Source organism: Allosphingosinicella sp., assembly GCF_059502505.1.
This window is the reverse complement of sequence record NZ_JCACEU010000013.1, coordinates 43688-66179: the sequence shown is the minus strand read 5'-3', so window position 1 is coordinate 66179 and position 22492 is coordinate 43688. Positions and strand designations below refer to the sequence as shown.

Genomic DNA, 22492 nt, shown 5'->3' with positions numbered 1-22492 from the left:
GGTTGCAAGGAAAAGGCCCCACATCGCTGCGGGGCCTCCTCTGTTCAGCTCTGAAGCGCCGACGCCTTAATCATCATCCCGCGTCAGGAACGCCGGCGCAAACTCCGGCTCCGGCCCGTTGTCACGCTCCGGGCGGTCGCCGCCCTCCCGGTCGCGGCGGGGGCCGCGGTCTCCGCCTTCGCCGCGCGGGCCGCGATCACGGTCACGGCCGCCGCGGTCGCCACGGCCTTCGCCGTCGCGGCGGGGGCCGCGGTCACGACCGCCGCCACGGCCGCCGCGATCACCACGATCGCCACGGTCGCCGCGGCCTTCACCGCGCGGACGCTCCTCGCGCGGGGGACGGGTGTCCTCCAGCTCGGCGCCGGTCTCCTGGTCGACGACGCGCATCGACAGGCGGACCTTGCCGCGCTGGTCGATCTCGAGGACCTTGACCTTCACCTCCTGGCCTTCGCTCAAGGCATCGGCGACCTTCTCGACGCGCTCGTTCTTGATCTCCGAGACGTGGACGAGGCCGTCCTTGCCGCCCATGAAGTTCACGAACGCGCCGAAATCGACCAGGTTGACGACCTTGCCGCTGTAGATCTTGCCGACCTCGGGCTCCTCGACGATGCCCTGGATCCACTTGCGCGCGGCCTCGATCTGGCTGACGTCGGACGAGCTGATCTTGATCAGGCCCTCATCGTCGATGTCGACCTTGGCGCCGGTCTCGGCGACGATCTCGCGGATCACCTTGCCGCCGGTGCCGATCACTTCGCGGATCTTGGACTTGTCGATCTGCATCGTCTCGATCCGCGGCGCGTGGGCGGAAAGCTCCTCGCGGGTGTGGTCGAGCGCCTTGGCCATCTCGGCGAGGATGTGGGCGCGGCCCTCGTTCGCCTGGGCGAGCGCAGTCTTCATGATCTCCTCGGTGATGCCGGCGATCTTGATGTCCATCTGCAGCGAGGTGATGCCTTCGCTGGTGCCCGCCACCTTGAAGTCCATGTCGCCGAGATGATCCTCGTCGCCGAGGATGTCGGAGATCACCGCATAATCCTTGCCTTCCAGGATCAGGCCCATGGCGATGCCGGAGACCGGGCGCTTCAGCGGCACGCCGGCGTCCATCATCGACAGCGAGCCGCCGCACACCGTCGCCATCGACGAGGAGCCGTTGCTCTCGGTGATGTCGGAGAGGACGCGGATCGTGTACGGGAACTCGTCCTTGGTCGGCAGCACCGGGTGCAAAGCGCGCCAGGCGAGCTTGCCGTGGCCGACTTCGCGGCGCCCGGGGGCGCCGAAGCGGCCGACTTCGCCGACCGAATAAGGCGGGAAGTTGTAGTGCAGCATGAAATGCTCGTAGCGAAGGCCGGTCAGGCCATCGATCATCTGCTCGCTGTCCTTGGTGCCCAAGGTGGTGGTGCAGATCGCCTGGGTCTCGCCGCGGGTGAACAGGGCCGAGCCGTGGGTGCGCGGGAGGAAGCCGACCATCGCGTCGATCGGGCGGATCTGCGAGGTGGTGCGGCCGTCGATGCGCTGGCCGTCCTTGAGGATCGCCTGGCGGACGATCTCGGCCTCGAGCTTCTTGACCAGCTTGAGGCTCGCGATCCGCTCGGCGGCGTCCTCGCCCTCGAACGCGTCGCGGGCCTTGGCGCGGGCTTCGTTGATCGCGTTCTGGCGCTGGGACTTGTTGGTGAGCTTGTAGGCCGCGGCGAGATCGGCGCCGATCAGGTCCTTGAGCTTCTGCTTGGTCGCCGAGCGGTCGATCTCCGCCGACAGCTCCCAGGGCTCCTTGGCGGCCTGCTCGGCGAGGCGGATGATCGCCTCGATCACCGGCTGGAAGCCGCGATGGGCGAACATTACGGCGCCGAGCATGACCTCTTCCGACAGCTCCTTGGCCTCGGATTCGACCATCATGACGGCGTCGTGGGTGCCGGCGACGACGAGGTCGAGCTGCCCCGCCTCGACCTGCTCATCGGTCGGGTTGAGGATATATTCGCCGTCGACATAGCCGACGCGGGCGGCGCCGATGGGGCCCATGAACGGCACGCCCGACAGCGTCAGCGCGGCCGAGGCAGCGACCATCGCCAGCATGTCCGGCTCGTTCTCGCCATCATAGGAGAGAACCTGGGCGATGACGTTGATCTCGTTGAAGAACGCGGACGGGAAGAGCGGCCGGATCGGGCGATCGATGAGGCGGGAGACGAGCGTCTCCTTCTCGGTCGCGCCGCGCTCGCGTTTGAAGAAGCCGCCGGGGATGCGGCCCGCAGCGCTATACTTTTCCTGGTAGTGGACGGTGAGCGGGAAGAAATCCTGCCCGTCCTTGATCGTGCGCGCGGCCGTGACGGCGCACAGCACGACGGTTTCGCCGAGGGTCGCGAGAACCGCGCCGTCGGCCTGACGGGCAACGCGCCCGGTCTCGAGAGTGAGGGTCTTTCCGCCCCACTCGATTTCCACTTTCTTCATGTCGAACATTTGGTTTTATCCTTCATCCGCCGGACCTTCCGGCGGGGCCTGTGTGGAGTCATGGACTCCGGTGACGCTCGCCGGATTGCGGGCGCCCGATATGCGAAGCGGCCCGCGAGGGGCCGCTCCGGATTACTTGCGAAGACCGAGCTTCGCGATGAGGTTGGTGTAGCGCTCCGCGTCCGTCTTCCGGAGATAATCCAGCAGCGAACGGCGCTTGTTGACGAGCATCAGCAGACCGCGGCGCGAGTGATTGTCCTTGGCGTGCGTCTTGAAGTGCTCGGTGAGATTGGTGATGCGCTCCGTAAGGATCGCGACCTGGACCTCGGGCGAACCCGTATCCGTGCCCCCGCGGGCATTGTCCTTGATGATTTCCTGCTTGCGCTCGGCGGTCACCGACATCGTCAAACTCCTTCTTCATTCAGGTTGAAGCCGCGCACCACCCGTATCTCCGGCCGAAGCTCACCTTCGGAAAGCTCCACAAGCGCAACCGGAACAGACCCTGCGGTTGCTAGATGGAGCCCTGGCTTTGCGGCAATCCCGGTCAACCTGCGCCCCTCGCGGAGCGCCCTTGCCTGATCGGGAGTGACGGAGAGAGCCGGGATGTCGTCCAGCCCCGCCGCCAGCGGCAAGAGTGCCTGTTCAAGCCGGCGCGCATGGGCGAGTTCACCTAATTTGTCCAGCGAAATCGCTTGGGAGAGGTCGAAGGGGCCGGCCTTGGTCCTCCGCAACATGGTGACGTAGCCGAGGGTTTCCAAGGCACGAGCGATGTCGCGGGCGAGCGAGCGGATGTAGGTGCCCTTCGAGACGAGGGCGGTGAGGGTGACTTCATTCGAAGGGCCCACCCCCGACCCCTCCCGGTAATCCAGGAGGGGAGAGGAAGCGTCGCCGTCCTTTCCTCCCCTCCCGGATTCCCGGGAGGGGATCGAAGGGTGGGCCGCGAGCGTGAGCGAGCGCACCTTCACGATCCGAGCCTTCATCTCCACCGCCTCGCCGGCGCGGGCGAGATCGTAGGCGCGCTCGCCGTCGATCTTCAGCGCCGAAAAGGCCGGCGGCACCTGCTCGATTTCGCCCGTGAAACGCGGCAGGATCGCCTGCACTTGCTCCATCGTCGGTCGCTCTTCCGACCTAGCAACCACCTCCCCTTCCGCATCCAGCGTGCTCGTCTCCTCGCCGAAGCGGATGGTGAAGTGGTAGGTCTTGTCGGAATCGAGCGCGCGGCCGCAGAGCTTGGTAGCCTCGCCGAGCGCCACCGGCAGCACGCCGCTGGCAAGCGGGTCGAGTGTGCCGCCATGCCCCACCTTTACTTTCGGATAGCCGCCTTCGCGCAAGGCTCGCTTTACGGCAGAGACGATCTGGGTGGAGCCCGGCCCCACCGGCTTGTCGATGATCAGCCAGCCGTGGAGCGCCATTCGTCCGCCAGGATCGAGAAAAGGACGGTGTCCCGAACGTGACCGGTCCAGGTGATGCGCTCGGCGCGGATCACGCCCTCGCGCACGCCGCCGATCTTCGCCATCGCCGCCTGCGATCGGGCGTTGCGGCTGTCGACGCGGAACTCGATACGGCGAAAGCCGCAGGCGACGGCGCGGCCGACCATGAGGTTCTTGACGCGGCGGTTCATGCCCGTGCCCCGCGCCTCGGGCACATAATAAGTGTTGCCGATCTCGAGCACGCCTCGGTCGGGCTCGATCGAGATGAAGCAGCTCATGCCGACGAGCCGTTCGGCCAGGAAGATTGCGAAAGCCGCCCAGTTGGGCCGGCTCAGCAGCAGATCGAAACTCGCGTCGAAATGCTCCGGATCGTAGGACGTGGCGTAGATCTTCCAGATCTCGCCATCCTCGGCGCAGGCGGCGCGAAGCGGCTCGCGATGCTCTTCGGCGAGCGGCTCCAGCCGCAGGTCGCCGTCCTGCATCGCATCGGCAAGCTTCACTCCTCCTCGTCTCCATTGAGGTCGCGGGCGACCTTCGGCGAACGGAGGAGCTGATCGATATGGCTGCCCTCGTCGAAGCTCTCGTCGGCGAGGAATTTCAGCCTCGCGGCATATTTGGTGTTCACCCGGGACGCGACCGAACGCTGAAGGAAGGCGGTGTGGGTGCGCAGCGCCTTCAGCACCTGAGCTTCGTCTGCGCCCAGCAGCGGCTTCACGAACACGGTCGCGTGCCTCAGGTCCGGCGACATCCGAACCTCGGTCACCGAGACGACATGGCTCGCCAGCACATCGTCATGCACGTCGCCGCGCATCAGGATGTCGGACAGCGCATGCCGCACCTGCTCACCGACGCGGAGCAGGCGGACGGAGCGGCCTTCGGGGCTTTCAGTGTGACGTGCCATGATCCCTCTCCCCTTCAGGGGAGAGGCTAGGAGAGGGGGAGTCGATCACCTCTCGGCAGCTTGGGAGCTGCCCCTCTCCCTAACCCTCTCCCCTGAAGGGGAGAGGGAGCTCTTCAAAGCGTCCGGGCGCGTTCCTCAACCTCGAAGACTTCGAGATGGTCGCCCGGCTTGATGTCGTTGGTGTCGGCCAGGAGCACGCCGCACTCGAGGCCGGCGCGCACTTCCGCGACGTCGTCCTTGAAGCGCCGCAGGGACGAGATCGTCGTCTTGGAGACGATGACGTCCTCGCGGGTGAGCCGCGCATGCAGCCCCTTGCGGATGACGCCTTCGAGCACCAGCAGGCCGGCCGCCTTGTCGCGCTTGCCGGCGGGGAAGACTTCCTTGACCTCGGCGCGGCCGAGCACGGTCTCGACGATCTCCGGTCCGAGTTCGCCCGCCATCGCCGACTTCACCCAGTCGGTGAGGTGATAGATGACGTCGTAATAGCGGAACTCGACCTTGTTGCGCTCCGCGATCTCCCGCGCCTTGGCATTCGGGCGAACGTTGAAGCCGATAATCGGGGCACCCGACGCGCTCGCCAGGATGACGTCGCTCTCCGTGATGGCGCCGACGCCCGCGTGCAGGATGCGCGCGCGGATGTCCTCGGTCGAGATCCGGTTGACCGCGGTGACGATCGCCTCGACCGAGCCCTGCACGTCGGCCTTGACGACCAGGGCGAACTCCTTGGTCTGGCTCGCCTTGGACGCGAACATATTCTCAAGGCTGACGGGAGCGGCAGTGGTCCGCTTCCGGTCCAGCATGGTCTGGCGATATTCGGCGACCTCGCGGGCGCGCGCCTCGTTCTCGACGACGGTGAGCGTGTCGCCGGCCGCCGGAACGCCGGAGAGGCCGAGCACTTCGACCGGCACCGAGGGACCGGCTTCCTTCACCTGCTTGCCCTTGTCGTCGATCATCGCCCGGACCTTGCCCGGGACCGCGCCGACGACGAACACGTCGCCGACCTTCAGCGTGCCGCGCTGCATGAGCACGGTCGCCAGCGGGCCGCGGCCCTTGTCGAGCTTGGCTTCCACCACCGCGCCTTCGGCGGCGCGATCGGGGTTGGCCTTGAGCTCGAGAAGTTCGGCCTGGAGGTTGATCGCCTCCAGCAGGCCGTCGAGATTGGTCTTCTTGAGCGCCGAGACCTCCACGTCCTGGACGTCGCCGCCCAGATCCTCGACCACGATCTCGTGCTGCAGCAGCTCCTCGCGGACGCGCTGCGGACGGGCGCCATCCTTGTCAATCTTGTTGATCGCCACGATCATCGGCACGCCGGCCGCCTTGGTGTGATTGATCGCCTCGACCGTCTGCGGCTTGAGGCCGTCGTCGGCTGCCACCACCAGCACGACGATATCGGTGACGTTGGCGCCGCGCTGGCGCATTTCGGTGAACGCCTCGTGGCCCGGCGTGTCGAGGAAGGTGATCTTCGACTTGTCCGGCAGGCTCACCTGATAGGCGCCGATATGCTGGGTAATGCCGCCCGCCTCGCCGGAGACGACGTTCGCACCGCGGATCGCGTCGAGCAGCGACGTCTTGCCGTGGTCGACATGGCCCATGATGGTGACCACCGGAGGACGCGGCTTCAGCGTCTCGGCCGCATCGACATCGGCTTCCGCCTGGATGTCGACGTCGGCATCGCTGACGCGATTGATGCGGTGGCCGAATTCCTCGATCAGCAATTCGGCCGTATCCTGGTCGATCGTCTCGGTGATGGTCACCGGGGTGCCCATCTTGAACAGCGACTTGACGAGGTCGGCGCCGCGCTCGCCCATGCGCTTGGCGAGCTCCTGCACCGTGATCGTCTCGGGAACGTCGACGTCGCGATATTGCTTGGCGGACGGGCCGGACTGCTGGTGGGCGCGCTTTTCCTTCTCGCGGGCACGCTTCAGCGCGGCGAGCGAGCGGGCGCGGGCACCGCCCTCGCCGTCATCGAGTGCGCGGGTGACAGTGAGCTTGCCGGACTGGCGGCGGTCGTCGCCGCCGCGCGCCGAGCGGGTCGGGCGCGCAGGCGGCTCCGGCCGCTTGACCGGCGTAAAGCCGCGCGGCTTGGGACGGCGGTCGTCTTCAGTCGTTGCGGGAGCGGCCGCGGGAGCGGCGTCCGCCTGCGGCTGCGAGGCGGCGCGCTCGGCTTCCTCGGCGGCGCGGCGCTTCTCTTCCTCGGCGCGAACGCGCGCCTCTTCCTCGGCCCGGCGATTGTCGTCCGCGCGGCGCTTTTCCTCTTCGGTCGCCTCGACCGCCTTGCGATCCTCGCGGCGCCGCGCTTCCTCGAGCGCGGTCATGCGGGCCTCCTCGGCCTCGCGCAGCAGCTTCTCCTGCAGCTCACGGCGCGACGCGGCGTCGCTGACCGGACGGGCAGCGGGCTTCGCGGCAACCGGAGCCGGCGGGGGCGGCGGAGGCGGCGGCGCGGCTTCCTCGACCTTGGGCGTTTCCTGCGCAGCAGCCGGGCCGAGAATTCGGCGCTTCTTCACCTCGACCACCACAGTGTTCGAGCGGCCGTGGCTGAAGCTCTGCTTGACCTTGCCGGTCTCGACGGTGCGCTTCAGGCCCAGCGGCGCGCGCGCTCCGAGTTTCGGCTTGTCTGTCGTCTCGCTCATAAAATCCTTCGTCTCAATCCACAGCCGAAACAATCGGCGACGCCGCCGCAGCGGCGCTTAGCCCAGCATCCGGTCCGATAAAAGCGCGCCACCTTTCGATCGCGTGAAGCACGCGCGAGGCGGCAGCCCGGTCAATTATGGCGACATGTACCACATTTTGCCGGCCAAGCGCCAACGACAATATGGCCCTATCCGCTGGAAAAACCAGCCCTTGCTCCTCGCCGCCGCCGACCCGCCAGGCCTGATCCAGCTTGGAATTGCCGTCCGCGCCCGCATCCGAGGCATGGATCAGCAGGTGGACCTCGCCCCGCCGCGCCGCCGTCTCTATCTTCTCGCCGCCGGTGATCAGGTTTCCCGCCCGTGCCTCAAGGCCGAGCCGGTCGAGCGCCGCCTGGCGCAAAGCCGCCTCGGTCCGCGCGCCGAGATCCGCCGGAATGAAGAGATCGCCGGTTTTGAAGGCACGCGACAGCGCGCCCTTCAGCTTGCCCTTGCTCTGGGCCGCATCGAGCGCCGCCCGATCAACGCCGATCCACGCGCCGCGTCCCGGCGCCTTAGCGCGCACGTCGGGCGCAACCTGCCCGTCCGGCCCCAGGGCCAGCCGGATCAGATTGTGGCGCGCGTCATGCTCCCCTGAGAGGATGCACTTGCGCTCGGGGACGTGCTTGTCCTTGGGAGTCAGCGTCTCATTGGGGGCTTGCCGCAACTGCGTCCTCCCCCTCTGAGCCTTCGTCCTCGAACCAGTGGGCTCGGGCGGCCATGATGATCTCGTTGCCCTGCTCGTCGCTCAGGCCGTATTCGGCGAGGATCCCGCCCTTGTCCTCGGGACGATTGGGCTCACGCTGGCGGCGCTGCTCGGGCTTCTTCTTCTGGACGAGCTCGTCGGTGGCGAGGTCGGCGAGATCGTCGAGCGTCTTGATGCCGGCCTTGCCGAGCGTGACCAGCATCGCTTCGGTCAGGTAAGGCATCTCGGCCAGGTCATCGGACACGCCGAGACCGCGGCGCTCCTCGCGCGCCGCTTCCTCGCGGCGCTCGAGCGCCTCGGCAGCGCGGCTCTGCAGCTCGGTCGCAAGCTCCTCGTCGAAGCCCTCGATCGCGGCGATCTCGTCGAGCTCGACATAGGCGACCTCCTCGAGCGCGCCGAAGCCTTCGGCGACCAGCAGCTGGGCGAGCGTCTCGTCGACGTCCAGCTCCTCCTGGAACATCGTCGAGCGCTCCACGAACTCGCGCTGGCGCTTCTCCGAAGCATCGGCCTCGGTCATGATGTCGATCGCCGAGCCGGTGAGCTGCGAGGCGAGGCGAACATTCTGGCCGCGGCGGCCGATGGCGAGGCTGAGCTGGTCGTCCGGCACCACCACCTCGATCCGGCTCTCCTCCTCGTCGATCACGACGCGGGCGACCGTCGCCGGCTGCAGCGCATTGACGACGAAGGTGGCGAGGTCCTGACTCCAGGGAATGATGTCGATCTTCTCGCCCTGCATTTCCTGAACGACGGCCTGCACGCGCGAGCCCTTCATACCGACGCAGGCGCCGACCGGATCGATCGAGCTGTCGTGGCTGATGACGCCGATCTTGGCGCGGCTGCCCGGGTCGCGGGCGGCGGCCTTGATCTCGATGATGCCGTCGTAAATTTCGGGCACTTCCTGCGCGAACAGCTTCTTCATGAAGTCGGGGTGCGCGCGGGAGAGGAAGATCTGTGGCCCGCGATTTTCGCGCACGACGCGCAGGATCAGCGAGCGGATGCGGTCGCCGACGCGGACGACTTCGCGCGGGATCTGCTGGTCGCGGCGGATGACGCCCTCGGCGCGGCCGAGGTCCACCACCACGTGGCCGAACTCGACCCGCTTGACGACGCCGGTGATGATCTCGCCGGCGCGGTCCTTGAACTCCTCATACTGGCGCTCGCGCTCGGCGTCGCGGACCTTCTGGAAGATGACCTGCTTGGCGGCCTGCGCGGCGATCCGGCCGAACTCGATCGGCGGCAGCGGATCGACGATGAAGTCGCCGAGCGTCGCGCCCGGCTGGAGCTTCTGCGCGTCCTCGAGGCTGACCTGCTTGAAATAGTCGTCCACCTGCTCGACCACTTCGACGACGCGCCACAGGCGCAGGTCGCCGGAGACGGGGTCCAGCTTGGCGCGGATGTCGTTCTCGGCACCGTAGCGGGCGCGGGCGGCGCGCTGGATGGCGTCCTCCATCGCCTCGATGACGATGCCCTTGTCGATCAGCTTCTCGCGCGCGACCGAGTCGGCGATGGCGAGCAGCTCGGCCTTGTTGGCGGAGACGGATGCGGCTGCGGTGGCCATGATTTAGTCCTCTACTACCTTGATTGTGTCTGCGCCCTCGGCGGAGAGCGGCGCGGTTGCTTGGATGAGCCGGTCGGTCATGACGAGCTTGGCGGAATGAATGGCGGCAAAGGGCAGGCCGGTGGGCCCAAGTCCCTGAACGTCGACCAGCACCGTGTCGCCCTCCGCGCCCGTGAGATCGCCGCTGAAGACCTTGCGGCCGTTCAGCTTCTCGGCGAGCACGATCCGCGCTTCATGCCCCTTCCAGTCGTCGAAATCCTTGAGCCGGGTGAGCGGCCGGTCGATGCCGGGAGAGCTGACCTCGAGCCGGTAGGCGCCTTCGATCGGGTCCTTCTCGTCGAGCAGATCCGACAGCCGCCGCGACAGCCGCGCGCAATCGTCGAGCGTGAGCTGGCGCGTGTCGGGCCGCTCGGCCATCACCTGCAGGGTCGGATCGGAGGTGCCACCCATCATCTTGACGCGCACGAGTTCCAGCCCCTCGGCCTTGGCCTCGGGCTCGATCAACTCGGTCAGTCTGGCGATATCCGCCATCAGCGCTCCAGATATGCGTGGTTGCCGCCGGCCCCGCCTCCGGGACCAGCCTCAACATGTTACCGATGTCGAGGAAAGGCAGCCGCTATATAGGCGCAAGCATTGATACGGGCAAGCGGATTAGCTGCCGGTCCACGGCGACGGCGCGCCGAAGAAAGCCTTCCAGCCGACCACCGCCGTCCAGTGGAGCAGGACGCACGGCCAGATCGAGCCAGTGGCGAGATAGAGCCGGGTCAGCGCGGTGCCCATCACCGCCACGGCGGCAAGGAACCAGGGGTTGAGCACCACCTCGCCCCATGCGGGTCCGAACAGCAAAGCCTGCGGCGGATGCCAGAGCACGAACAGGAGAACCGGAAGCGCATAACGCCACGCCGGAGCAGGCTCGCCCGGTCGCGGCAGCAGCAGGACCCGGAACAGCAACTCCTCCCCAAAGGCGGGTGCCACGACGGCAACCAGCGCCAGCCGCAGGAGCAGCTGCGGGTCGTCCGACCAGCCGGGCTCCGCCAGACCACCGAGCCACACCAGAGCGAGGGAGACAGGGATCGACCAACCAGCCTCAAGCATAAGCCGACGCCATGCGCGCCTGTCGGGAATGGTCGTCACCGCAGCGCGGACCTTTGCGGCCGCTGCGGCCATTTACTAGCGGGAGCCCCAGGGCGGAGGCGGCGCTGCAACTGGCCGAGTCAGGTCGAAATCGACGCGGAAGAAGCGGTTCTGTCGCCGCAGCTCATAGGCGAAGAGGCGGCCGGGCTCGACCTCCATTCCCCACACATTGGTTCCCGATAGCGGGATCTTCTCGCGCACGAACAGCTGCTGCGAGAAGCGGTCGGCGGGAAAGTCCTGGCGCGCGGCGGTGCCGGTCGCCAGCGAGTCGCCGCCATATTGGGTGAGCTTGTCCTCGCTCCCGTCCTCGTGCCGGTGATCATGCTTGAGCGTGAGACCCGACGCGGTCCGGCTCACCACCCAGGTGCGGGAACGGTCCTCGCCGACGTGAAAGGGGATGCGGATCGTATCGGCCGAACAGTCACGCACGTGCATGACCAGGCGCTTGCCGGCGAATGCGGCGTCCGCCTCGACCGGAGGGCTGGCGATGCGGCCTTCGAACGCCTTGCCGCACAGCTTCGAGAGCCGGGAGAAGAACGGAGCGGCCGGATCGGGATCGGGAGCGGCGGCGGTGGTTACGCAGCCGACGAGGGAAAGCGCGGCCGCGGCCGCAAGCATCTGTTTCATCGGCGAAAGCCTAGGGCCTCGGCGCCGCGGATGCCAATGCCTTCTCCTCCGCCCGAATGCGGATTGCGAGCACGGCGGCATTGAGCAGGCTGAACAGCAACGCGACCTGCCACAGGCCGAAGGCGAGCGGCAGCACCGCGATCTCACCGATTACGACGAGGTAATTGGGATGGCGCACGAAGCGGAATGGTCCCCGCGCGACGAGCGGCGCATCCGGCAGCACGATGATGCGGGTGGTCCAGCGCCGCCCGAGCGTCGCCAGCACCCACAGCCGCCCGAGCTGAAGCAGGACGAACAGCCCGATCAGCGACCAGCTCACCGGACGGCCCGGCGCCAGCCACCACAAGGCCGCCAGCCACGATGCATGGACGAGCACGATCAGCGGATAATGGCCGGGTGCGAATTCGCGCGCGCCCTGCGCCAGCAGCGCCGCGGTATTTCGACGGGCGATCACCAGCTCCGCCAGGCGCTGCGCCGTCACCAGGGCGAGGATGAGCGCCGCAGTCATGCCCGCGCGAGTGAAAGACCGCTGGTGGTAAAGCCCGGCCCGAGCGCGAGCAGAAGCGTGCGTTCCGGCAGGCCGGCCTGGATCAGCCGCTCCAGCACGAACAAGACCGTCGGCGCGGACATGTTGCCATAGTCGCGCAGCACCGCGCGCTCATGGTCGAGCGTCCCCTCCTCCAGGTGCAGGCTCTGCTCCAGCGCAGCGATCACCTTGGCGCCGCCGGGATGACAGGTGAAGCGGTCGATCTCGTCTCGGCCTAGCTCCAGCCGCTCCAGGATCTGCTCGACGCCGGCCGCCATATTCTCCTCGACGAATGGCGGGATCGCCCGGTCGAAGATAACGCCGAGCCCCGGATCTTCGACGTCCCAGCCCATGATGCCGAGCGTGTCCGGCCAGAGGATCTCGCCGCCGCCCTCGATTGCGGCGATGCCGCCTTCGCCCTCCCGCACCACGGCCGCGGCGGCGCCGTCGCCGAACAAGGCGGTGGCGACGATGTTCGCCTTCGAGAGCTTGTCGAGGCGGATCGAGGTCGAGCACAGCTCCACCGTCACAAACAGGATCGTCTTGCCCGCCGCCGCCAGCCGCGCCGCGACGGCTAACCCGCTGACCCCGCCCGCGCAGCCGAGGCCGAAGAGCGGCACCCGCTCGACGTCGCTGCGAAACCCCATTCGTCCGGCGACCCGTGCCTCCAGGCTCGGCGTCGCGATGCCAGTCGTCGAGACGGTGACGAGCCCGTCCACCTCATCCGCCGCCACGCCGGCCGCCGCGAGCGCCCGCTCCGCCGCCGCGATGTAGAGCGCCTCGGCCTCCTCCAGATAGACGTCATTGCGGGCCTTCCAGCCATGATCGCCGCGATACCAGTCGGGCGGGCGGACGATGTGCCGCCTGGCGATGCCGGCATTGTCGAACACCGGCGCGAGCTTGTCGAACAGCGCCACCCGATCGCCGAACAGGGTGCGGGCGAGCGCCTTCGCCTCCTCCTGCGGCAGAACCGTGTCCGGAACGGCGGTCGCGACCGAAAGCAGGGAAACCTTGGCTTGATTTCTTTGCGACAAATGCAATCGCCTCAACGTGGCACCACCGTTGACGGAACGGCGCTGTCCCACACATGTTGGTTTCACACAGCAACCAGTCCAGCCCCGGAGTCAAAACAATGCGCGCTTTCCTTCTCGGCGGCCTCTCCCTGATCACCCTCGCCGCCTGCAACGGCGCCGCGGACGCAGGCGCCGGCGACAACATGGCAGCCGCGCCCGCCGGGCAGGCCGCGTCGGGCCGTCCGTTCGCGATCCAGGAGATCGCAAAGTTCGACGAGCCCTGGGCGATGACCTTCCTCCCCGGCAACAGCGGCCAGGCGCTGGTGACGGAAAAGCGCGGGCGGCTGATCTGGTGGGCGAACGGCAAGGCGACCCCTGTCTCGGGCACGCCTGAGGTCGATTATGGCGGACAGGGCGGCCTGGGCGACGTGATCCTCCACCCCGACTTCGCCTCCAACAACATGGTCTATCTGAGCTGGGCCGAGGCGGGCGACGGCGACACGCGCGGCGCAGCGGTCGGCCGCGCCCGCCTTGTCCAACAGGGCGATGCGGCCCGGCTCGAGGGGTTGCAGGTCATCTACCGGCAGACGCCGAAGGTCACCGGCCGCGGCCATTACGGCCACCGCCTTGCCTTCGGTCCCGATGGCAAGCTCTACATCTCCAACGGCGACCGCCAGAAATTCGACCCCGCCCAGGACATGAACGCCACGCTTGGCAAGATCGTCCGCCTCAATGACGACGGCAGCGTCCCCTCCGACAATCCTTGGGCGAGCCGCGGCGGCGTCGCCGCGCAGTTCTGGACGACCGGCCACCGCAACCCGCTCGGCATCGCCTTCGACGGCCAAGGTCGGCTCTGGGAGCATGAGATGGGCCCGCAAGGCGGGGACGAGTTCAACCTGATCGAGCGGGGCACCAATTATGGCTACCCGGTCGTCTCCAATGGCGACCATTATGACGGCAAGCCGATCCCCGACCACCCGACGCGGCCCGAGTTCAACGCGCCGGAGGTGACCTGGACCCCCGTCGTCTCGCCCGCCGGCCTCATCATCTACAGCGGCAGCCAGTTCCCCCAGTGGCGCGGCAACGCCTTCCTCGGCGCGCTTTCCGGCCAGGCGCTGGTGCGCGTCGCGATCAACGGCAACCAGGCCCGTGAAGCCGAGCGCTTCCCGATGACAGCCCGCGTCCGCGAGGTCGAGCAAGGCCCCGACGGCGCAATCTACGTCCTCGAGGACGAGCGCGAAGGCAAAGGCGGCCGGCTGCTGAAGCTCGCGCCCGCAGCTAGCGGGCGGTGACCTTCGCCAGCCACTCCACGAGCGGCTGGATGAAGGCATCGTATCGGATCTGGCCATCCTTGTACGCGTAGGCATCGTCCGCGGAGCCGTAAAATTCGAGTTCGTGATCGGCCTTGAGCAACTCGACGAGGGTGGCGGTGCCTGGCCGCAGCTTGTTCACGGTGTCGGCGATCAGCTTGTGCCCGTGGCGCGGCTCGAACTGGTCGTACTCCCCGTAGAAGACGAGCACCGGCGCCTCGACCTTGCTCCACGCTTCGAGGAAGTCGCGGTTCGCCGCCTGTTGATGCCAGGCATAAGGGCGGCCGTAATGGGGCGGAGCCTCGGCGCCGCCGCGGATGCTCTGCCAGACGCCGCGGAGCTCCGGCCGTTCCTGCTCGATCTGCTCCGGCGTCCTGCCGCGCACGAGATATTCGACGTGGAACGGGATGCGCTTCAGCATCTCATCGTGGATCTGCGCGGCCGTGTATTTGCCTGAGCGCTCGAGGAAGAGCCGGTCGAAACTTATCATCCGCTCCAGATAAGTGACTGCGCCGCCGCCCTGGACGACGATGCCGGCCACCCGCTTGCCGTCGGCGATCAGCGGCGCGGTGGTGGCGCCGAGGCTGCTGCCGAAGATGACGATCCGGTCCGCATCGATCCAGGCATGGCGGGCGATCTGGTCGAACGCTTCACGATAGTGGCGCACCTCAATGTCGTAATCCAGCTCGCTGCACGGCCGCCCCTCGCTGTCGCCGGTGCCCGACCGCTCGACCCGCACCAGCACCGTCCCGCTGCGCTCCGCGATCTGCCGGAGCTGGCTCTGCCGATCAGGCCCGAAGTCCAGCGAGCCGCACGACACCCACTGCGCGAGGAAGATGGCTGGCAAGCGCCCGCGCGTGCCGGACGGGCGAGTAAGGATCGTTCGCAGGCGCGTGCCCTCGGAGGTGCGGACCGAGCCATATTCGGTCTCCAGGCCCGGTAAAGACTGGAGGGGCTTGCCCTCGTTGCGCGGGAGGTCGCCGACTAGCCGCGACATCTGAGCTGCGGCCGGAGGGGTGGCAAGCAGGGCAAGCAGGAACAGAAGCTTCAGGCGCATGGATCCTCGCTCGGTTTGACGGGAGGAGATCAGCGCAAGGTGCCCCGTGCGCCAAAGCCGTGGGGACGAAGGGACGAAATTCAGTGGAGGGTGGAGCGGTATCGCTTGCCGGTCGGGAGGCTGGTGCCGTCGGCAAGCAGCACATCGTTCGGCCGCACGCGTGCGACTGCGTCCCGCCTCACCAAGGTCGAGCGGTGGATGCGAACGAAGCCGTGGGCGGCAAGGTCTGCCTCGACGGAGCTCAGCGAGGAGCGGTGGACAATCGTGCGACCGCTGCCATGCAGCTCGACATAATTGCCTGCAGCTGACACCCAGTCGATCTGGCGCGGCAGCAGCGGGATTTCCCGGGCCTCCTGTGCCTGCGCGGCCGGCAGCCGGCCCAGAGCGAGCAGGCCGATGACGAGCAGCAAGGCCGGCACGCGCCGCACCAGCTCGAACAGGGGTTCGGCCGCGAGGCCGGAAAGCAGCACATGCATCAGCAGCGACGCGGCCATTGCGGTCGCCAGAGCGGCTGCCTTCAGCTGCAGCGAAGGCGCGCGCTTCGCCGCTTCGAACGCCAGGAACCACGGCAACACGTTCACGATAGCCCAGGCAGCCGCCTCGCCGATCGGCTCAGATTGCCCTGAGAGCGTCGTGTAAGCGACACAGTAGAGCGCCACGGCGGCTACGATTGCGATTGAGGCGGGCAGCAAAGCCGCGTTCGGAAGCGGGTGTCGAAGCGCCTTCAGCATCTGCCCTCCCCGATTCGGATCAGTTCCTGCGGTAGCGGAAATACCACACTTCGTGACCGTGGCGCCGGGCCTTGGCCTCGTAGCGCGTTTCGGGCCAGCCGCCGGGGCGGGCGAGGAAATCCTTCGCGCTCTCGGCCAGCCATTCGAAGTCGCGACGCTGGTTCATGATCATCATCGCCCAGCGGCAATAGGTCGGATCGTCCGTGCCGAGCCGGAACTCGCCGCCGGGCTGCAGCTTGGCGGCGATCAGATCGAGCGGGCCGTGATTGACCATGCGGCGCTTGGCATGTCGAGCCTTGGGCCAGGGATCCGGGTGGAGGAGGTAGACGAAGCGGAGCGAGGCGTCGGGCAGCCGCTCGAGCACGTCCAGCGCATCGCCCATGTGGAGGCGAACGTTGGCAAGGCCCTTGTCACGGATGTGAGTGAGGGCGCCGACGACGCCGTTGAGGAACGGCTCGGCGCCGATGAAGCCGTGATCCGGGAGCAGATCGGCGCGGTAGGCGAGATGCTCGCCGGAGCCGAAGCCGATCTCGAAATGGAGCGGACGGTCATCGCCGAACAGGAGAGGCGACGTGACCTCCCCCTCCTCCAGCACGCTCAGCGCCGGAAGCAGCGCTTCCACCAGCGCGGTTTGGCCTTGCCGGAGCTTATGCCCCTTGGCGCGGCCGTAGAGGCGGCGGATGGTGGCCGGATCCTTGCGCCCGATCTCGGCGCCTAACGCGGCGGGCGGCACGGCTTGCCCTCATATTGGTGGCGGTGGACAGCGTAGGCCTTGCCGTTCCAGCGCTGCACCGGGAAGCAGAAGCCGGGGCCGCCGATCGAGATATCCGGCCACCCACCGGCTCCCTTTGTCGTCAGGAATTCGGGAATGCCGGTGTCGCCGGTGATGCGGGTCCACCTGCCGTCGGCTTGCTTGCTGACCAGCGTGAAACCGGAACCGGTGTTGCCGTAGCAATAAGCGCCGCCCTCGGTGACGACAGCTTCGGGAAAGCCGTCGCCGTTGAAGTCGTGGACCGTCTCGATCGCGCCCGGCGTGTAGGAAGCCGTGCCGGGATCGTCGCAGTCGCTGCGCCACTGACCGCCTTTCAGGGCGAAACCGGCCGCCTTGAAAGCGGCCGCCTCGTCGGCATCGCTGAGCCTAGCGGTGGCCACCGATGCCAATCCCAGGAGTGCGGCTGCAATCGTTGCGATCGGCATCGGCGTGTCTCCTTCGTCAGAGGGCCTGCTTGAGCTGGTCCACGAGGTCGGTCTTCTCCCAGGTGAAATGCTCGCCGTTGGGCTGGCGGCCGAAATGGCCATAGGCGGCGGTGGGGAGATAGATCGGCTTGTTGAGGCCGAGATGCGTCCTGATGCCCTTCGGCGTCAGACGAACGAGCTGGGGCAGCACCTCCTCCAGCCGCGCCGCGGTGGCGCCGTTGAGCTCGGTGCCGTGCAGGTCGACATAAAGCGACAGCGGCTCGGCGACGCCGATCGCGTAGGAAAGCTGGATCGTGCAGCGGCGAGCGAGGCCGGCGGCGACGATGTTCTTGGCGAGATAGCGGGTGATGTATGCCGCCGAGCGATCAACCTTGGTCGGGTCCTTGCCCGAGAAGGCACCGCCGCCATGCGGACTGGCGCCGCCATAGGTGTCGACGATGATCTTGCGCCCCGTGAGGCCTGCGTCGCCGTCGGGGCCGCCGATCTCGAACAGCCCCGTCGGGTTGACGAAGATCGCCTCGTCCTCCGGCAGCCAGCCGTCGGGAAGCACGTCGGCGAGCACGCCCTTCACATAATCGCGCAGCTTGCCCTGATCGTAGCCCTTGGCGTGCTGGGTGGAGACGACGAGCGCAGTGGCGCGCACCGGCACCTCATTCTCATATTCGAGGGTGACCTGGCTCTTCGCGTCCGGCTCCAGGAACGGAGCCGCGCCGGAATGGCGGTCGGCGGCGAGGCGTTCCAGGATGCGGTGCGAATAATAGAGCGTCGCGGGCATCAGGTCCGGCGTCTCGTCGGTGGCGTAGCCGAACATGATGCCCTGGTCGCCGGCACCCTCGTCCTTGTTGCCGCTCTCGTCGACGCCCTGCGCGATATGCTGCGACTGGCCGTGGAGGTGGTTCGAGAAATGCGCGGTCTGCCAGTGGAAGCCGTCCTGCTCGTAGCCGATCTTCTCGACAGTGCGGCGCACCGCTTGCTCGATCTCGTCGCGCGAGCCCGGCGCCCAGCCCTCGGTATCGGGAAAGCTATCGAGATCGAACACGCCGCGACAGCGGACCTCGCCTGCGATCAGGATCCGCTGGGTCGTCACCATCGTCTCGCAGGCGACGCGCGCCTCGGGATCCTTGCTCAGCATGAGATCGACGACCGCATCGGAAATCTGGTCCGCAACCTTGTCGGGATGGCCTTCGGAAACCGATTCGGACGTGAAGATGTAGTGGCTGCGCATGGACGGACGGAACCTTCTGATGGGATACATACGGATATAAAGATATCCTTATATGCGCCCTTAGCGTGCCTTCCGCCGCACTGCAACCGCGATCAGAACGAGCAGCAGCGCGAACAGGAAGGGCGCGACATTACCCAGCCGCGAGAACAGGGTCGGCGGCTTCGGCGGCGGCAAGGTCGCCTCGATCACGCCGGCGGTCCGCCACGGCAGGCTGTGGAGCAGACGCCCCTCCGCATCGACCACGGCCGAAATACCGGTCGGCGTTGAGCGGAGCACGGGGAGTCCCTCCTCCAGCGCGCGGAGCCGCGCCTGGGCAAGATGCTGGGGCGGGCCCCAGGCGCCGAACCATGCGTCGTTCGACGGATTGTAGATGAAGGCCGGGCGGTTATCCGGATCAACGACTTCCCCGGAAAAGATGATCTCATAGCAGAGCTGGAAGCCGACCTCGCCGGCCAGCGGCAGCGTGAGCGTCTGCGCACCGGGGCCGGGTATGTAGTCGAGGTCGCCCGGCGCGAGCCGCGACAGGCCGATCGCCGACAGGATCGGCCGCATCGGCAGATACTCGCCATAGGGTACGAGATGGGCCTTGTCGAAGCGGCCGAGGACGCGACCGGAGGCGTCCATCGCGAAGACGCTGTTGGTCGCCTGGGTCACGCGCAGGCCGTCGGGCGCAGCGAGGGTGATGCCGCCGGTCAGGAGCAGGTCGTTCGGGCCGAGCAGGCTGCCGACCCGGCGGCGCAACGCCGCGACCTCGGCCGCCGCTGCGGGCCGGTTATCGCCGAGCGGATCGGTGACCGCGGCTTCCGGCCAAAGGATCAGGCGGGGCCGGGCGGCGGCCGGGCCCGTCAGGCGCGCAAGGCGGGCGAAGTTGCGCGCCTCGAAGCCTTCCGTCCATTTGTCCTGCTGGCCGATGTTCGGCTGGACGATGCGCAGAGCGAGCTGACCGGCGCGCTCTTCCTCGGCTTGCCGAGCGACGAACTTCAGATCGATCATGAGGAGGAGGATCAGGGCGGCGGCCGGAAGGAAGCGCAGCCAGGAGCGCCTCGACAGGATCAGCCACAGCAGGCCGGAGAGCAGGACCAGGAGCGCGGAGAGGCCGTAGGTGCCGATCACCGTCGCCGCCCATTTGGCCCATGAATCGATCAGCACGACCCCGACCGGGTTCCAGGCGAAGCCGGTGAACATGGTCGCGCGCAGCCATTCGGTGACGGCCCAGGCGGCGGCGAGAATGAGGACGAGGGCGATCCCCTCCCTCTCCCGCGCGAGAGGGGACTTGCCCCAGCGCCAGGCGAGGCCGGTCGCCATGGCGGGGTAGACCGCCAGGTAGAGCGACAGCAGCACGACCGCGATCCAGCCGAGCCAGTGGGGCATCTTGGCCTGAAAGGTGAAGGCCGTGGCGATCCAGTTGAGGCCGAGAACGAACTGGCCGACGCCGAACCAATAGCCGCGGGCCAGGGCGCTGCGCAGGCTCGGCGCCTCCCGGATCAGCCACAACAGGCCCGCAAAGGCGAGCAAGGTCAGCGGCCACAGGCTCCAGGGCGCGAAGCCGCAGGCGCTGACGATGCCGAGGAGGAGGGACGCGAGGAGGAACTTCATTCGCCGCGCATATCGCCTCGATGGCGAAGCGCTGCAACCTCGCCCGGCAGAGCAAGTGACCGAACCTGCCTGGAGCGCGGCTGGCGAGCCGCGCTCCAATTATCGCTCAAGCCGAATCCCGGCTCAGCCGCGCTCGCCGGCGGGGTTCAGCGGCTGCGGAGGCGGCGCCCATTCCGGCAGGCGCTGCGCGTGCGCGAGATGCGCCTCGATCGCCGGGACTGCCTGCGACGCCACGGCTTGCAAAGCGGGCACGTCGCCCTCCTCGGCGTAGGTGCGGTGGAGGGTGAGCGCCTCCTGGTGGGCGGCGATCTGCTCTGCCTTGTAGGCAGCATCGAAGCCGCCGGGCGCGGCGGAGCGCAGGCGCGCCAGCATGTCCTGATGATGCGGAAGCATCTGCGGCGGGGGCGGGTTGATGCCCGAGCTTCGAGCGGCCGCCATCAGCTGGCTGGACATGCGCGTATGATCGTTGATGATCATCTGCGCGAACGAGCGGACCTCGGGATTCTGCGACACGCTGAGCGCAAGCCGGCTCGACTCGATCTCGAACAGATCGCCGCTGGCCGCCGATTCGATATAGGCAGGCGCCGCCATGCCCGGCACCGCCGCCTCCATCGGCTCGGGCGGAAGCGGTTCGTCGGCGTAGGATGCGCAGCCGCCTACCAGTGCGGCGGCGCCTACGAACAGGAACTGAAGTTTCATGGCTGTCTCCCTGGGCAATGCATCCGAGATACGGCTCACCCCGCCGAACAGTTCCCGCGAGCCATGACGGCAGGCGTTCCGGGAGCAGTTGGTTCGGGCTAAGGGGTGGCAATGAGCACGCTGCCCCCCTTCCACCTCGCCTTCCCCGTTCATGACCTTGAAGCCGCGCGCGCCTTTTACGGGGGCCTGCTCGGCTGCCCGGAGGGGCGGAGTGCGGACGCGTGGATCGACTTCGATTTCTTCGGCCACCAGATCGTCGCGCATCTGGCGGAAGGGATGGAGCCGCGGCGGCACCATAACCCGGTCGATGGGCACGACGTGCCGGTGCCGCATTTCGGGGCTGTGCTTGCGATGGACCAGTGGCAGGAGATGGCAGACCGGCTGAGCGCGACCGGAACCGAGTTCGTGATCGCGCCGAACGTGCGCTTCAGGGGCCAGCCTGGGGAGCAGGCGACAATGTTCTTCCTGGATCCCAGCGGCAACGCGCTCGAGCTCAAGGCGATGGCGCGGCCGGAGAATCTGTTCGCGAAGTGACCTACTCGGCGGCGACGCCGGTAAAGGTCTCGCGAGGTGCCGGGGCAGGGCGGCGGCTCGCCGGCCTCGGGCCTCCCTGACGCTGCTCTTCGACAAACCATGCGGCGGTGGCTTCGAGGCCCTGCTGGAGCTGGACGCGCGGTTCCCAGCCGAGGATCGACTGCGCCCGGCCGATATCCGGGCGGCGGCGGCGGGGATCGTCCATCGGCAGCGGCAGGTGGACGATCTCAGATCCCGAGCCGGTCAGGGCGAGGACGCGCGCGACCAAGTCGCTGACGGTGAGCTCCTGCGGGTTGCCGAGATTCACCGGAGCGCCGGGCGCGGGCTCCGAATCCATCAGCCGCATCAGGCCGTCGACCATGTCGCTGACGTAGCAGAAGCTGCGGGTCTGCGTTCCGTCGCCATAGACGGTGATGTTCTCCCCGTGCAGCGCCTGCCAGATTACGTTGGAGACGACGCGGCCATCGTCGTGGCGCATGCGCGGGCCGTAGGTGTTGAAGATGCGGGCGACGCGGACGTCGACGCGACCGGAGCGCGCGAAGTCGAAGGTGAGGGTCTCGGCGGCGCGCTTGCCCTCGTCATAGCAGGCGCGGGGCCCGGTGCAATTGACCCAGCCCCGATACCCTTCCGGCTGCGGATGCATCTCGGGATCGCCATAGACCTCGCTGGTCGAGGTGAGCAGGAAGCGCGCCTCCTGCTCCTCGGCGAAGCGGAGCAGGTTGCGGGTGCCCAGCACGCAGGTGAGCATCGTGTGCTCGGGATCCGCCTGGTAATGGGGCGGCGATGCGGCGCAGGCGAGGTGGTAGACGTGGGTAAAGCGCGTCTTGCCGAGGCGCACCTTCGGCGGCAGGCGATCGATGACGTCGGCCTCGACGAAATCGAAGCGGCTTTCGTTCTCGAGATGCCTGAGGTTCGCGGCACGGCCGGTCAGGTAATTGTCGACGCAGACCACGCTTGCCCCTTCGGCGAGCAGGGCATCGATGAGGTGGGAGCCGATGAACCCGGCGCCGCCCGTAACCAGCGCCGTCTTCGTCTTGCCGTTCTTCACTGAGCGCTCCCCTTCGTTATCATCAGGCTTCATCTTCATCATCTAAGTCTCTCGTCCAACTCGGCGGATTCGATTTGGTTCACCTCAGCAACGAT

At 67.5% G+C, this 22492-nt stretch carries 23 protein-coding genes; 2 read left to right on the top strand and 21 right to left on the bottom strand.

The genetic code is table 11. The features are described from left to right. Window positions 1–66 precede the first annotated feature (66 nt). From pnp to AC5JBD_RS01560, 13 genes are all read right to left on the bottom strand, one after another. On the bottom strand, window positions 67–2448 hold the full coding sequence (pnp, locus tag AC5JBD_RS01620; RefSeq protein ID WP_495720012.1) for a polyribonucleotide nucleotidyltransferase: 2382 nt from the start codon (window positions 2446–2448) through the stop codon (window positions 67–69). 123 nt (window positions 2449–2571) lie between these two features. Next, window positions 2572–2841 (bottom strand): 30S ribosomal protein S15, encoded by a 270-nt coding sequence (gene rpsO, locus AC5JBD_RS01615; RefSeq protein WP_495720011.1) that lies wholly within the window; start codon window positions 2839–2841, stop codon window positions 2572–2574. Window positions 2842–2843: 2 nt separating this feature from the next. Continuing rightward, window positions 2844–3851: a tRNA pseudouridine(55) synthase TruB gene (gene truB / locus AC5JBD_RS01610; RefSeq protein ID WP_495720010.1), complete on the bottom strand. Its 1008-nt coding sequence runs from the start codon at window positions 3849–3851 to the stop codon at window positions 2844–2846. Further along, complete coding sequence (locus AC5JBD_RS01605; protein WP_495720101.1) at window positions 3830–4351, bottom strand: GNAT family N-acetyltransferase; 522 nt, start codon at window positions 4349–4351, stop codon at window positions 3830–3832. Before AC5JBD_RS01605 ends, truB begins: the two co-directional genes overlap by 22 nt. A 14-nt stretch (window positions 4352–4365) precedes the next feature. Further along, the gene (rbfA, locus tag AC5JBD_RS01600) at window positions 4366–4770 is read right to left on the bottom strand and encodes a 30S ribosome-binding factor RbfA (RefSeq protein WP_495720009.1); all 405 of its coding nucleotides are present in this window, start codon (window positions 4768–4770) and stop codon (window positions 4366–4368) included. A gap of 113 nt (window positions 4771–4883) precedes the next feature. Beyond that, window positions 4884–7400 carry a translation initiation factor IF-2 gene (infB, locus tag AC5JBD_RS01595; protein ID WP_495720008.1) on the bottom strand — a complete coding sequence of 839 codons (2517 nt, stop codon included), beginning with the start codon at window positions 7398–7400 and terminating at the stop codon, window positions 4884–4886. Window positions 7401–7413: 13 nt separating this feature from the next. Then, window positions 7414–8103, bottom strand: a complete 690-nt coding sequence (locus tag AC5JBD_RS01590; RefSeq protein ID WP_495720007.1) for a DUF448 domain-containing protein — start codon at window positions 8101–8103, stop codon at window positions 7414–7416. Continuing rightward, entirely contained in the window at window positions 8084–9700 is a 1617-nt protein-coding gene (gene nusA, locus AC5JBD_RS01585; RefSeq protein ID WP_495720006.1) for a transcription termination factor NusA, read from the bottom strand. The genes AC5JBD_RS01590 and nusA overlap by 20 nt, the downstream gene beginning before the upstream one ends. 3 nt (window positions 9701–9703) lie before the next feature. Then, window positions 9704–10231 (bottom strand): ribosome maturation protein RimP, encoded by a 528-nt coding sequence (gene rimP, locus AC5JBD_RS01580; RefSeq protein WP_495720005.1) that lies wholly within the window; start codon window positions 10229–10231, stop codon window positions 9704–9706. A 120-nt stretch (window positions 10232–10351) separates the two neighbouring features. Further along, window positions 10352–10795 (bottom strand): CPBP family glutamic-type intramembrane protease, encoded by a 444-nt coding sequence (locus AC5JBD_RS01575; protein ID WP_495720004.1) that lies wholly within the window; start codon window positions 10793–10795, stop codon window positions 10352–10354. A gap of 75 nt (window positions 10796–10870) precedes the next feature. After that, window positions 10871–11461, bottom strand: a complete 591-nt coding sequence (locus AC5JBD_RS01570) for a hypothetical protein (protein ID WP_495720003.1) — start codon at window positions 11459–11461, stop codon at window positions 10871–10873. A gap of 10 nt (window positions 11462–11471) precedes the next feature. Further along, entirely contained in the window at window positions 11472–11969 is a 498-nt protein-coding gene (locus AC5JBD_RS01565) for an isoprenylcysteine carboxyl methyltransferase family protein (RefSeq protein WP_495720002.1), read from the bottom strand. Then, complete coding sequence (locus tag AC5JBD_RS01560; protein ID WP_495720001.1) at window positions 11966–13021, bottom strand: type III polyketide synthase; 1056 nt, start codon at window positions 13019–13021, stop codon at window positions 11966–11968. The genes AC5JBD_RS01565 and AC5JBD_RS01560 overlap by 4 nt, the downstream gene beginning before the upstream one ends. Window positions 13022–13119: 98 nt before the next feature. Here AC5JBD_RS01560 and AC5JBD_RS01555 point away from each other — a divergent pair, with 98 nt between their 5' ends. After that, window positions 13120–14292 carry a PQQ-dependent sugar dehydrogenase gene (locus tag AC5JBD_RS01555; RefSeq protein ID WP_495720000.1) on the top strand — a complete coding sequence of 391 codons (1173 nt, stop codon included), beginning with the start codon at window positions 13120–13122 and terminating at the stop codon, window positions 14290–14292. Here AC5JBD_RS01555 and AC5JBD_RS01550 read toward each other — a convergent pair. The 7 genes from AC5JBD_RS01550 to AC5JBD_RS01520 form a co-directional block, all read right to left on the bottom strand. Then, on the bottom strand, window positions 14279–15367 hold the full coding sequence (locus AC5JBD_RS01550) for an alpha/beta hydrolase family protein (RefSeq protein WP_495719999.1): 1089 nt from the start codon (window positions 15365–15367) through the stop codon (window positions 14279–14281). The genes AC5JBD_RS01555 and AC5JBD_RS01550 overlap by 14 nt on opposite strands. Window positions 15368–15447: 80 nt before the next feature. Further along, window positions 15448–16098 carry a LytTR family DNA-binding domain-containing protein gene (locus AC5JBD_RS01545; RefSeq protein ID WP_495719998.1) on the bottom strand — a complete coding sequence of 217 codons (651 nt, stop codon included), beginning with the start codon at window positions 16096–16098 and terminating at the stop codon, window positions 15448–15450. 19 nt (window positions 16099–16117) lie between these two features. Continuing rightward, window positions 16118–16831, bottom strand: coding sequence for a tRNA (guanine(46)-N(7))-methyltransferase TrmB (gene trmB, locus AC5JBD_RS01540; protein ID WP_495719997.1), 714 nt, complete (start codon window positions 16829–16831; stop codon window positions 16118–16120). Next, a complete protein-coding gene (locus tag AC5JBD_RS01535) occupies window positions 16813–17295 on the bottom strand; it encodes a hypothetical protein (RefSeq protein ID WP_495719996.1) in 483 nt (160 codons plus the stop codon). The genes trmB and AC5JBD_RS01535 overlap by 19 nt, the downstream gene beginning before the upstream one ends. A gap of 16 nt (window positions 17296–17311) precedes the next feature. After that, window positions 17312–18520 carry a methionine adenosyltransferase gene (gene metK / locus AC5JBD_RS01530; RefSeq protein ID WP_495719995.1) on the bottom strand — a complete coding sequence of 403 codons (1209 nt, stop codon included), beginning with the start codon at window positions 18518–18520 and terminating at the stop codon, window positions 17312–17314. A gap of 60 nt (window positions 18521–18580) precedes the next feature. Next, window positions 18581–20116: an apolipoprotein N-acyltransferase gene (lnt, locus tag AC5JBD_RS01525; protein WP_495719994.1), complete on the bottom strand. Its 1536-nt coding sequence runs from the start codon at window positions 20114–20116 to the stop codon at window positions 18581–18583. A 123-nt stretch (window positions 20117–20239) separates the two neighbouring features. After that, on the bottom strand, window positions 20240–20815 hold the full coding sequence (locus tag AC5JBD_RS01520) for a DUF4142 domain-containing protein (protein ID WP_495719993.1): 576 nt from the start codon (window positions 20813–20815) through the stop codon (window positions 20240–20242). Between the two features lie 111 nt (window positions 20816–20926). Between AC5JBD_RS01520 and AC5JBD_RS01515 the strand changes: the two genes are divergently transcribed. Continuing rightward, the gene (locus tag AC5JBD_RS01515; protein WP_495719992.1) at window positions 20927–21349 is read left to right on the top strand and encodes a VOC family protein; all 423 of its coding nucleotides are present in this window, start codon (window positions 20927–20929) and stop codon (window positions 21347–21349) included. Window position 21350: 1 nt separating this feature from the next. Here the strand turns inward: AC5JBD_RS01515 and AC5JBD_RS01510 are convergent, their stop codons facing one another. Then, window positions 21351–22439, bottom strand: coding sequence for a UDP-glucuronic acid decarboxylase family protein (locus AC5JBD_RS01510; protein WP_495719991.1), 1089 nt, complete (start codon window positions 22437–22439; stop codon window positions 21351–21353). Between the last annotated feature and the right edge of the window lie 53 nt (window positions 22440–22492).